Annotated in this window: 12 protein-coding genes and 2 tRNA genes; 5 read left to right on the forward strand and 9 right to left on the reverse strand. The window is 69.2% G+C overall.

Annotated features, from left to right (window positions below):
* Positions 1-76: 76 nt before the first annotated feature.
* Genes KTR66_RS23310 through KTR66_RS23350 form a run of 9 tightly spaced genes read right to left on the reverse strand, consistent with a single transcriptional unit; the run spans position 77 to position 8583 of the window.
* On the reverse strand, positions 77-1774 hold the full coding sequence (locus tag KTR66_RS23310) for a GMC family oxidoreductase (protein WP_213617006.1): 1698 nt from the start codon (positions 1772-1774) through the stop codon (positions 77-79).
* Positions 1775-1789: 15 nt separating this feature from the next.
* The gene (locus KTR66_RS23315) at positions 1790-2446 is read right to left on the reverse strand and encodes a glutathione S-transferase family protein (RefSeq protein ID WP_213617008.1); all 657 of its coding nucleotides are present in this window, start codon (positions 2444-2446) and stop codon (positions 1790-1792) included.
* Between the two features lie 12 nt (positions 2447-2458).
* Positions 2459-3175, reverse strand: a complete 717-nt coding sequence (locus tag KTR66_RS23320) for an ABC transporter ATP-binding protein (protein WP_213617010.1) — start codon at positions 3173-3175, stop codon at positions 2459-2461.
* Complete coding sequence (locus KTR66_RS23325) at positions 3172-3927, reverse strand: ABC transporter ATP-binding protein (protein ID WP_213617012.1); 756 nt, start codon at positions 3925-3927, stop codon at positions 3172-3174. The genes KTR66_RS23320 and KTR66_RS23325 overlap by 4 nt, the downstream gene beginning before the upstream one ends.
* On the reverse strand, positions 3924-4799 hold the full coding sequence (locus KTR66_RS23330; protein WP_213617014.1) for a branched-chain amino acid ABC transporter permease: 876 nt from the start codon (positions 4797-4799) through the stop codon (positions 3924-3926). Before KTR66_RS23330 ends, KTR66_RS23325 begins: the two co-directional genes overlap by 4 nt.
* The gene (locus KTR66_RS23335; RefSeq protein WP_213617016.1) at positions 4796-5665 is read right to left on the reverse strand and encodes a branched-chain amino acid ABC transporter permease; all 870 of its coding nucleotides are present in this window, start codon (positions 5663-5665) and stop codon (positions 4796-4798) included. The genes KTR66_RS23330 and KTR66_RS23335 overlap by 4 nt, the downstream gene beginning before the upstream one ends.
* Before the next feature lie 4 nt (positions 5666-5669).
* Positions 5670-6800 carry an ABC transporter substrate-binding protein gene (locus tag KTR66_RS23340; protein ID WP_213617018.1) on the reverse strand — a complete coding sequence of 377 codons (1131 nt, stop codon included), beginning with the start codon at positions 6798-6800 and terminating at the stop codon, positions 5670-5672.
* A 60-nt stretch (positions 6801-6860) separates the two neighbouring features.
* On the reverse strand, positions 6861-7760 hold the full coding sequence (locus tag KTR66_RS23345) for a metal ABC transporter solute-binding protein, Zn/Mn family (RefSeq protein ID WP_213617020.1): 900 nt from the start codon (positions 7758-7760) through the stop codon (positions 6861-6863).
* A 58-nt stretch (positions 7761-7818) separates the two neighbouring features.
* Positions 7819-8583, reverse strand: coding sequence for a hypothetical protein (locus KTR66_RS23350; protein ID WP_213617022.1), 765 nt, complete (start codon positions 8581-8583; stop codon positions 7819-7821).
* Positions 8584-8749: 166 nt separating this feature from the next.
* Between KTR66_RS23350 and KTR66_RS23355 the strand changes: the two genes are divergently transcribed.
* From KTR66_RS23355 to KTR66_RS23375, 5 genes are all read left to right on the forward strand, one after another.
* On the forward strand, positions 8750-9562 hold the full coding sequence (locus tag KTR66_RS23355) for a class I SAM-dependent methyltransferase (protein WP_213617024.1): 813 nt from the start codon (positions 8750-8752) through the stop codon (positions 9560-9562).
* 106 nt (positions 9563-9668) lie between these two features.
* Positions 9669-10616: a prolyl aminopeptidase gene (pip, locus tag KTR66_RS23360; protein WP_213617025.1), complete on the forward strand. Its 948-nt coding sequence runs from the start codon at positions 9669-9671 to the stop codon at positions 10614-10616.
* A gap of 234 nt (positions 10617-10850) precedes the next feature.
* Positions 10851-10933, forward strand: a tRNA-Tyr gene (locus KTR66_RS23365).
* Positions 10934-11023: 90 nt separating this feature from the next.
* Positions 11024-11097, forward strand: a tRNA-Gly gene (locus tag KTR66_RS23370).
* Positions 11098-11182: 85 nt separating this feature from the next.
* On the forward strand, positions 11183-11306 hold a 124-nt coding region (locus KTR66_RS23375), incomplete at its 3' end, for a GTP-binding protein (RefSeq protein WP_249732391.1).

The raw sequence follows: 11306 nt of genomic DNA on the forward strand, positions 1-11306 counted from the left end.
GAAAGGCCCCGGACCCCAAAAATGGGATTGCAAAGGACGAGTCCTTTGCCGGGGTCCAGGGGCGGCGCCCCTGGTCTTACCCCACCATTCCGGCCGCGATCTTCTCCGCCGTCATCATGGTCGGGAAGTTCGTATTGGCGCAGGGGACCACGGGGAAGATCGAGGCATCCACCACGCGCAGGCCTTCGATGCCCTTCACGCGCCCCTCCGGGTCCACCACGGCGCGCGGATCATCCTCGGCGCCCATCCGGCAGGAGCAGGAGGCGTGCCAGACGCCGATCGCCGCCTTGCGGATGAAGCCCTCCAGCGCCGCGTCATCCGTCATCACTTCGTCGAAGCGATAGCCCTCGATCACGAAGCGGTCGATGAAGCGGGAGCGGATGAAGCCCGGCCCATCCATCACCGCGCTGATGACATTCGTCAGGAAGCGGTTCTTCGCATTGATGACGCCGAGCTTGCGGACGCGGTCGGTGTAGCTGGCCGGGAAGTGGTCGGTGGTGACTTTCCCCAATTCGCCGCTCATCTGGATCGCGGCCATCATGCGGAAGCCGGTCATCAGCCGCTCGAGGTCGCGCGTGTCGGAGAGGAGGTTGAACTCCACCACCGGCTCGGCATTCCAGTCGCGCGAGGCGAGGCGCACCTGGCCGCTCTCGGAATAGGTCTTGTTCACCCAGAGCAGCAGCGAGGCGACCTGCTTGCCCACCGCATGCCAGGCCGACTTGCTGACGGCGGCGGCGAACATGTCGCCGGGCGGAATGCCTTCGAGGTTGGAGGAATAGCGCAGGCCGACCAGGATGTGGCGGCGCGTCCGCTCATCCACGCGGGCGCCGCGGCGGAGGTAGGAGGAGAGCGAGACGGAGGGGTGGTCCATCAGCCCCTGGCCCACGCCGGGCAGGTTGTGCAGCACCTCGATCCCCATCTCGCGCAGATGGGCGGCGGGGCCGATGCCGGCGCGCAGCAGATGGGCCGGCGAGTGGATGGCGCCGGAGGAGAGGATGATCTCCCGCCCGCGGAATTCCTGCTCCTGGCCTTTGACGAGGGCGATGACGCCGACACAGCGGTTGCCCTCGAAGATCAGGGACTTCACCTGCGTCTCGGTGGAGATGGTCAGGTTCTCGCGGGCGCGGGTGGAGCGGTCGAGATAGCCCATCGCGGCCGAGGCGCGTTGTTCGCCCTCGTTCGAGATGGTCATCGGGAAATAGCCGTCCTCGAAGAAGCCGTTCTGGTCGGGCAGGAATTTGAAGCCGGCGGCGGCGAAGGCCTTGGCGGCCGCCTTGGCGTGGTTGTTCCAATGCTCGGGCGGGATGCGGCGGACCGGGATGCGGCCTTCCTTGCCATGGAAGGGGCCGTCGAAATCGAGGTCGCGCTCGACCTTCTTGAAGAAGGGGAGGACGGCATCCCAGTTCCAGCCGGTGGCACCGCGCTGTTCCCATTCGTCGTAATCGGTGGGGGCGCCGCGATTGGCGAGCTGGCCATTGATGGAGGAGCCGCCGCCCAGCACCCGCGCCTGCTCATATTTGCGCAGCGGCGGGCGATCCTCCGGGCGGTTGTGGGGCACGATCTGGGTGTGGACCTTCAGCTCCGTCCAGTGGAAGCGCGGGTCGAAATAGGCGGTGCCCGGGTAGCTGTCCTTGATCTCGGCGGGTTCCTCGCCGGGCGGCGTGTCGGGCCCCGCCTCGCAGACCAGCACCTTGCGGTGGCTCTGGGCCGAGAGGCGGTGCGCCAGGACGGAGCCGGCGGAGCCGCCGCCGACGATGATGGTGTCCCAGTTCATCAGGCTGGCTCCCCCTTACGCAGGCTCTTTGTCGCGGTCGGCCATCATCTGCTTGAAGGCGGGGCGCGCATGGCAGGCGGCGAGCCAGGCCTTCACATGGGGTGCGGCCTCGAAGAGTTCCTTCGCCGGCATCGCGTAGCGGATGACCTCGGCGAGGTTGATGTCGGCCACGGTGAAGCGCCCGCCCACGAGGAAGCCGGTCTTGGCCAGCGCCGCGTCCAGCACGGCGAAGGGGCCGCGCAGCGCCTCGATGGAGGCCTTGGCCAGCGCCGCGTCACGCTCCGCCTCGGGCTTCGCCACCATGTTGTAGAGGATGGCGATGGTGTGCGGCTCGGCCTCGGTCATCGCCCAGATGGACCAGGCGGTCATCTCGCCATCCTCGCGCAGGTTCGCCGGCGCCAGCGGGCCGCCGGCCTTCTTCGCCATGTAGAGGTTGATGGCGAGCGATTCGGCCAGCACCAGGCCGTCATCCTCCATCGCCGGGATGCGCGCGTTGGGGTTCACCTTGAGGAATTCGGGCGAGCGCGTGTTGATCTGGGCCCCCGGCGCCAGCGGATCGGCCAGGCGGCCGGCCTGGATCACGGGCACGTGGCGGAAGGGCATCCCCGCCTCCAGCGCCAGCCAGACATTGCGCGAGGCGCGGGAGCGAAGAACGCCATAGATGGTGAGCATGCGGGTGTTTCCTCAGAACAATTCCATCAGTCTCGCATGATCGGCGAAGTCCTGGGGAGGGCCCTCCTCGATGATCGCGCCCGATTTCATCACCAGCACGCGGTCTGAGATGGCAAAGGCCTCGCGCACATTCTGCTCGACCAGCAGGATGGCGAGGCCGCGGCTGTCGCGCAGCGCCGCGATGGGCGCCAGCAGGTCCTGGAAGAGCTTGGGGGCGAGGCCGATGGAGGGCTCGTCCAGCAGCAGGGCGCGCGGGCGGGTCAGCAGGGCGCGGGCGATGGAGACCATCTGCTGCTGCCCGCCCGAGAGGGTGCCGGCGCGGCGCGTGCGGAAATCGCGGATGCGGGGGAGGATGCTCAGCACCTCCTCCACGCGCTCGGCGCGCTCGGGCTTGGGCACGGCGGCGGACCAGAGGGCGAGGCCGAAGATTTCCTCCACCGTGAGGTCGGGGAAGACGCCGCGCCCTTCCGGGACGAGGGCGAGGCCCACCGCACCGAGCGCGGCGGGCGTGTGATCGGCCAGGCTCTGGCCGAAGACGCGGATCTGACCGGCTTCCGGCCGGTGCAGGCCGAAGAGCACACGCAACAGGGTGGATTTGCCGGCGCCGTTGTGGCCGACAAGGGTCACGATCTCGCCGGCACCCAGCGTGAGCGAGACATCCTGCAGCACGGCGCGGCCGCCATAGCCGGCGGTGAGGTTGCGGGCTTCCAGAGCCAAGGTGCCGCTCATGCCGCCTCTCCGCGGTCGCCGAAATAGATGGCGGCGAGCTTGGGGTCCTTCAGGATGGCTTGCGGCTCGCCTTCGGCCAGCACCTGGCCCTGGTCGAGGAAGGCGATGCGGTCGGCCAGCTCCGTCACCACGTCGAGATTGTGCTCGATGAGGCAGATGGCGACACCTTGCGCGCGCGCCTCCTTCAGCAGTGCCCCGAAGCGCAGGCGGGAGGCGAGGTCGAGGCCGGAGGCGGGCTCGTCCAGCAGCCAGATCCCGGCGCGGGCGGCCAGGATGCGCGCCATGGAGAGGAATTTCCGCTCGGCATAGGCAAGGTCGATGGCGCGGGCCTCGGCGAGGTCGGTGAGGCCGGTGCGGGCGAGGGCCTCTTCGGTCGCTGCCTCCCGCGCGCGGCGGGCGGCCGCACCCCCGGGCTGCCAGAACCAGGCGGAGGTTTCGGTGGCGCTCTGCACATTGTCGCGCACCGACATATGGGTGAAGAGGCGCAGATCCTGGAAGCTGCGGGCGACACCCATGCGCGCCACCTGGTGCGGCTTGAGGCCCATGATGGAACGGCCGCGCAGCATGGCACTTCCCGCATCGGCGCGGAGATTGCCGGTGATGAGGTTGAAGACGGTGGTCTTGCCCGCGCCATTGGGGCCGACCAGGGCGGTCACCTGCCCGGCAGGGAGCGCCAGCGAGACGCCCGCCACCGCCTTCACGCCGCCGAAGGAGCGCGAGAGACCCTCGCAGACCAGGACGGGCGCGCTCATGCCATGCTCTTCCCGCGGCTGAGATCGCCCACCAGCCCGGCGGGGCGGAAGATCATCAGCAGCGTCATGGCGAGGCCATAGACCATCTGCTGCACGGCGCCGACCTCGGTGGCCGGGATGAAGGGCAGGAAGGCGAGGCCCGCCGGCAGCGAGAGCAGGATGACGGCGCCGACGAGTGGGCCGAGCAGCGTGCCGGTGCCGCCGATGATCACCATGGCCATGATCAGCACCGACTGGTCGAGGTTGAAGGATTCCACGTTCACGAACTGCATGTGCAGCGCGAAGAGCGCGCCCGCGACACCCGCGCCGGCGCAGGCGAAGGCGACGGCCAGCGCCTTGGCGGCGGCGACATTCTTGCCCAAGGCCTCGGCCGCGCTCTCGGCGTCGCGGATGCTGCGCAGCGTGCGGCCGAAGGCGCCGCGCATCAGCGCCGCGGTCGCCAGCAGGATCAGGCCGAGGGCGGCCAGCGCCAGCGGCAGCGTGCCGACCTCGACGCCGAAGACGTGCGGGCGGGGGATGCCCGTCAGGCCGCCGATGCCGCCGGTGACGGATTTCCATTCGCTGAACAGCGTGGTCGCCATCATCTGCAGGCCGAGCGAGGCGGCGACGAAATATTCGCCGCGCACGCGCAAGGCGGGCAGCGCGAGGCAGAGGGACAGCGCGCCCGAGATCAGGCCTGCCACCAGCATGGCGAGCAGGGCGTCGGGCACGAGGACGAGCGCGATCTGCGCCCCCGCATAGGCGCCCACGCCGAAGAAGACGGCATGGGCCACCGAGAAGATGCCGGCATAGCCCACCGCCACGTTCAGCGTGGAGGCGAGGATGCCGAAGATCGCGGCCAGCGCCGCGAGATTGGTGAGATAGGCGATCATCTGGCTTGCGCGATCCCGAAGATGCCGCTCGGGCGGAAGATGATGAAGGCGAAGAGCACGAGGAAGCTGACCGCCTCCGCCCATTGCGTGTCCACGAAGTTGAGCGCGACGCTTTCGGCCACACCCAGCATGAGGCCGGCGAGTGCGGCGCCGCGCAGCGAGCCCACGCCGCCCACGATGGTGGCCGCCATGGAGATCAGCATGACCTGGTGGCCGATCGCCTCGTTCATGCCCGAGGTCATCGCCGTCACCATCGCGGCGGGCGCGGCCAGGGCCGAGCCCAGCGCGAAGGCCAGCAGCGAGAGGCGCGTGGAGGAGAGGCCATAGGCGCGCAGCAGATCCGGGTTCTGGTGCAGGGCGCGGAGTGCCACGCCCGCATTGTGGCGCGTCAGGAACAGCGTCAGCGCGGCGAAGAGGATGGCCGCCACGCCGACCGCGACCCAGAAGACCTGGGCGAGGAAGACATCCGGCAGCACCTCGACGGCGCGGGAGAGGGGGGTGTCCACGCTGGCGAAGCCGCGGCCGGCCGTCATGCCGATCAGGTTCTGCACCACGATGCCCACGCCGAAGGCGGCGACGAAGACGGTGAAGAAGGAGCCCTCATGCCGCTGGATCGGCCGATAGACGAACCAGAAGACGCCGATACCAAACAGGGTGGCCGTCAGTGTCGCGGCGAGGCCGCCCATCCACCAGGGCCAGCCCGCCTGCATGGCGAAGATGAAGACATAGCCCGCCAGCGCGAAGGAGGAGCCATGCGCGAAGTGGAAGATGCGTGTGGCGCCAAAGATCAGCGCGAAGCCGGCCGCGGTCAGCGCGTAGATCGCGCCGACCTGCAGCCCCTGGAGCAGGAGCTGGACGAAGAGCATGGGGTCAGCCGATCTTGACCGACCGCCCGCCGCGGATCTCGTTGATCTGGAGCTCCGCGCTCATATTGCCCTGGTCGTCGAAGCGGCCCTTGCCGCCGACCAGGTCGAACTCGCGGCCGGCCAGCAGGGCGCGGCGCAGATTCTCGCCATTCACCTCGGCATTCTCGCGCTCCAGCGACTGCGCGAGCAGGCCAAAGAGGCGGGCGGCGTTGTAGTAGTTCACCTGGTAGGTGCCGGGGTCGCTGTTGAAGCGGGCGCGGAAATCGGTGGCGAAGCGGCGCGTGACCGCATCACCGCCGGCGAAATCCGTCACCTGGGTGGTGAAGATCAGGCCTTCCGCCTCGGCCGTCGCACGCACGCTGTCGATGTTCATCGCCGAGTAGGAGACCAGGGGCTGCGAGACGCCATTGTCGCGGAGCTGCTTGATGATCTGGCTCTGCTGCGCGCCGAAGGAAGCGATATAGACCGCATCAGGTCGCGTCTGCCGGATGCGTGCTGCGACGGGCGCGAATTGCTGCGCCGTGCGCGGGATGCTGAACTGACCCGCCAGTTCGCCGCCCGCGGCCGGCAGCGCGGTGCGCAGGATGCCGAGGATGGCATCGCCCAGCGGGTCATCCACATAGACCAGCGCGATGCGCTTCAGGTTCCGCTGGCGGACCAGGAAGGGCAGCAGCGCCTGGGTCTCGAGATGGGCGAGCGGGATCACGTTCCAGAAGAAGGGCGAGAGGCCGGCGAGATCGGGCCCCACGGCGCCGCCATTGACCATGACGGTCTTGGCCCGGTCCCCCACCGGGGCCACGGCCTTGGAGACGGCGGTGAAGCCCACCATCACGTAGTTGGCGCGGTCCACGTTCACGAGCTTGGTCATGCCGATGACGCCCTGTTGCGGCAGGGCCTGCGTGTCTTCGGCCTGCAGGCGCAGCGGGCGGCGGAGCATGTTGTCGGCCGCGATGTGCTGCATGGCGAGCTGGATGCCGGCGGTGAAGGCGGTGCCGTATTCGGCGTTGGGCCCGCTCATCGGGAAGAGCGTGCCCAGCACATAGGGCTGGTTGCCTTGCGCGCTCGCCTCGCGCAGGAAGGGCGTCGCCGCCAATCCGCCCAGCAATGCGCGCCGCCCGGTGGTGAATCCCGTCATCGCCAATCCTCCCTCGATTGTTGTTCTGGGAGGAAGCTTCGTTCCGCCTGTGCGGCGGTGTCAACCGGATGCGGGCATCATCGCGCTGACCATGAGCGTGACATTGTGGCGCATCATGGCCTCATAGGTCGCGGCTGGCCCGTCCGGGGCGGAGAGCGCATCGGCGTAGAGGCGGCCCCGGATGGTCACACCCGCTTCCTCGGCCAGGCGGCGGAGCGTCGCGGGGTTGGCCATGTTCTCCATGAAGACGGCGGTGATGTTCTGGGCGCGGATCTGCCGGATCAAATTCGCCACCTGCTGCGCCGAGGGCTCGGATTGCAGGCCAACACCCTGTGGCGCCAGGAAGCGCACGCCATAGGCGGCGCCGAAATAGGCGAAGGCGTCATGGCTGGTGATGACCACGCGGCGCGCCTCGGGCACGCGGGCGATCTCGGCGCGCACCCAGGCGTCCAGCGCCTCCATGCGCGTGATCGCGGCGGCGGCGCGGGCCCGGTACTCGGCCTCGCCCGCCGCATCGGCGCGGGTCAGGCCGGCCTGGATGTTGCGGAGATAGCCGATGGCCAGACGCACATCCTGCCAGGCATGCGGGTCCTGGTGGCCATGGTTGTGGCCGGGTGTCGGCGCGGCACGGCGCAGCGTGATGCCCTCGGTCGCCAGCACGTTCACGCCATTGAAGCCGGTGGAGGCGATCAGGCGGTTGAACCAGTTGTCGAAGCCCGCGCCGTTGCGCAGCACGAGGCGCGCGCCGCGCACCGCCTCGGCATGGGAAGGGCGGGGCTGGAAGTGATGCGCATCCACGTCGGGGCCGGCGATGACGCGGATCTCCATGCGCTCGCCCGCCACCTCGCGCAGGAGGTCCCCCAGGATGGAGAAGGAAGCGACGGCGACCGGGCGCGGCTGGGCCAGGGCAGGCCGGGTCAGGAGCAGGGCTGGGGCGGCCAGGAGGGCGCGGCGATGCATCGGGCGGGGTCCAGGTTGGGTTATGATATAACCTATCTGGACCGGAACCCGGCCGGGTTCAACGCCCGAACAGGCGCTTCAGCCAGCCGCGCAGCCCTTCGCCACGCTTCACGCTCTTCTGGTGCGCCACATGGGGGCGGCGCGCGGGGGGCGGCAGGGCGGTGGCGACGCTGTGCCGGCTTGTGTCCTGCGCCTCGATCAGGCGGAGTTCGAGGGCGATGACCTGCGCCACCGCCTCGGGCGGGTTCTCGCGCAGCAGGGAATGGGCGGTCTCGGCCGCATCCGCCCAGGCTTCGGCGCGGCGCAGCGCATCCACCACGCGCACGCGCTGCTCGGCATCCAGCGGCGGGCCGCTGCGCCACAGCGCCACGGCCTCCAGCCGCCAGGCGCTGGCGAGGTCGGCCCGGTTCAGGTCATCGGCGATCCAGGCGGCGTGCAGCGTCGCTTCGGCGGCCGCGTGCAGCGCGCCCGTCTCCTCCAGCACCAGGGCCCAGGCCAGGAAGCGGCGGGCGAGCGGCGGGTGGGAGGCGTCATTCAGCAGGGCGCGGAAATTGGCGGCGCCCACGGCCTGGGCGGCGGCGGGGTGGGCCTGGGTGATGTCGGGCGCGGAATAGCCGCAATGCGGGCATTGCTGCAGCCAGCGCGCCATGGTGCCGCGGATCGGCTGGCCCGGCCTGAGGTCGAGATCGGGCGCCTGCTCCGGTGGCGCGGGGCGGAAGGCCTGCTGGCGGCTCTCCGTCCCGCAGACGCCGCAGACCACGCCATGCGGCCCGGCGGGAGCAGAGCCGGAGGCGGAGCCGGAGGCGGGGCGGGGTTGGGCCATGCCCCCAATCTAGGCATTGCGAGGCGTTTGGCGAAGGGGGATGCGCCCAGGCGAATGCATGGCGGAGTGCTCGGGGGGGAATGCTTGCAATCCGGCCCGGCTGCTTGCAAGGAACCGGGGCGCCGGTCCCATCCAGCCGGCCGGTCATGCCGCAACCAGGACGCCCATGGTCACTCCCACGAGCCTGCCCCGTGACTTGCCCACCGACCTCGTCGAGCGTTTCGACCTCTGGGCGAGCGGCATTCCCTATGAGCTGGGCTTCTGGACGCATTGGGCGCAGACACGCGGCGGCGGCTGGCCGGATGAGTTCGCCGCCCGCATGAACCCCGAGACGCCGCTGGTCCCCTGGCTGGCGGAGCGAGCGACCGCGGCCGGGCTGACCCATCTGCGCGTGCTGGATGTGGGGGCGGGGCCGGTCACCTCGATCGGCTATGTGCCGCCGCCGGGGATGACGATCGAGATTATTGCCACCGACCCGCTGGCTGATGCCTATACGCGAATCTTCGACGCGATGGGGCTGCGGCGGCCCGTCGCCACCACCTTCGCCCCGGCGGAGGAGCTTTCGGCCTATCTGCCGGAGGAGTCCTTCGACATCGTCCATTGCCGCAACGCGCTGGACCATTCCTTCGATCCGATCCGCGGGCTGACCGAGATGCTGCGCGTGGTGAAGATGGACGGGCAGATCATGCTCTATCACAACGCCAACGAAGCGGAGGGCGAGGGCTATTCCGGCTTCCACCAGTACAATTTCGACGTGGAGGATGAGCGCTTCATCATCTGGCGTGGCGACAAGCGCTGGGACGTGCAGACCGAACTGCCCATCCGCACCTGGATGCGTTCGCGCCGGCGCGGGCATGTCGCGGTGCTGATCGAGAAGCGCAAGCCCATGCCGCGGGAGCGCGAGAACCGCTTTCGCGAGCGCTTTGCCGAGAATCAGCGCGCCCTGATGAACCTCCTGATCCGCCGCAGCCTGGGCTGAATCATGGACGTGGGATGAAGAAGACGCGAAAGACTCTGGAGGTTGCGCCCCACTTCGCCTAACCTTTTGCGTGACAGGCCTCCGAGAGACCGGATTCGCACCCACAATGCCGCGCGGTGACCTCTTTCCCGATATCGCTCCCTTCGAGACCGGCCTGCTGCCGCTGGGCGACGGGCACGTCATGTACTGGGAGCAGGTGGGCAATCCGCGCGGGCAGCCGGTCCTCTTCCTGCATGGGGGGCCTGGCGCCGGGGCGGGTGCCGTGCATCGCCGCTTCTTCGACCCCACGCATTGGCGCCTGATCATCTTCGACCAGCGCGGCGCCGGCCGCTCCCGCCCCTTGGGCGAATTGCGCGCCAACACCACGCCGCATCTGGTGCAGGATATCGAGACTCTCCGGAACTTCCTCGGCATCGAGAAATGGCTGCTTTTCGGCGGCTCCTGGGGTTCGACCCTCGCGCTGGCCTATGCCCAGGCGCATCCCGCCTGCGTGACGGGCTGCGTGCTGCGCGGCGTGTTCCTCGGACGCGACGAGGAGGTGGACTGGTTCCTCTACGGGCTGCGCCGCATCTTCCCCGATGCCTGGGCCGCCTTCGCCGAACATATTCCGCCCTCCGAGCGGCATGATCTGCTGACCGCCTATCTGAGCCGCCTGACCGACCCCGAGCCGGCCGTCCATCTCATGGCCGCGCGCGCCTGGAGCCATTACGAGGGCAGCTGCTCCACCCTGCTGCCAAGCCCCGAGACGGTGGCGAGCTTCGCGCAGGATCGCACGGCGCTCGGCCTCGCGCGGATCGAGGCGCATTACTTTGCGCACAAGCTCTTCCTGCGGGAGGGCGGGCTGCTCGCCGGCATGCAGGACATCGCGCAGATCCCGGCCGAGATCATCCAGGGCCGCTACGACATGGTCTGCCCGGCCGAGACGGCCTTCGAACTCGCGGCGCAATGGCCGCGCGCGCGGCTGACGGTGGTGCCCGATGCCGGGCATTCGGCGCTGGAGCCCGGCATCCGCACCGCGTTGGTGAGTGCCGTGGAGCGCTTCCGCCGTCGCTGAGACTCGCGGGCGCGTCCCTGCGAATCGCGCCGGTTCGCCATGCGGAGGACGCATCCGGCGCGGAGAGGAAGGGCGCTATCCCGCCGCGCATGCCGCGCGATGTTCGCCGATCCTCGCCGGGAGCGTGTTTCATCGCCCGGGCCTGATTGACAGGGTGCCACGAAACCGCTTGAACGCGCCCGCTTCCATCGGACGCGCGGGCCCCTCTCTCGAGGTCGGTTCGTGCGCTTCTACGGAGGGGTGCCCGAGTGGCTAAAGGGGACGGACTGTAAATCCGTTGGCTTGCGCCTACGCTGGTTCGAATCCAGCCCCCTCCATATTCCCCGGTGGCAGTGGGTCTTTTCCGTGCCTGGCCTTTTGGCCGTGCGTGCGGGGGGCTCCTCGGTTATCCTCACCACCGCTTCGGCGCGGGTGTAGCTCAATGGTAGAGCACCAGCCTTCCAAGCTGGCTACGGGGGTTCGATTCCCCTCACCCGCTCCACCCTTCCGGGTGGCGGGTTGGTGCTCCCAGGCAGGCGGCCCCGTGTCCGTGCGGCTTCTGGAACGATCATTCTCGGAGCTTTACGATGGCCAAGGCGAAGTTTGAGCGGAACAAGCCGCACTGCAACATCGGGACGATTGGTCACGTTGACCATGGCAAGACGTCCCTGACGGCGGCGATCACGAAGGTGCTGGCGAAGCAGGGTGGTG

It is taken from the genome of Roseococcus sp. SDR, assembly GCF_019083995.1.
Lineage (GTDB): Bacteria > Pseudomonadota > Alphaproteobacteria > Acetobacterales > Acetobacteraceae > Roseococcus.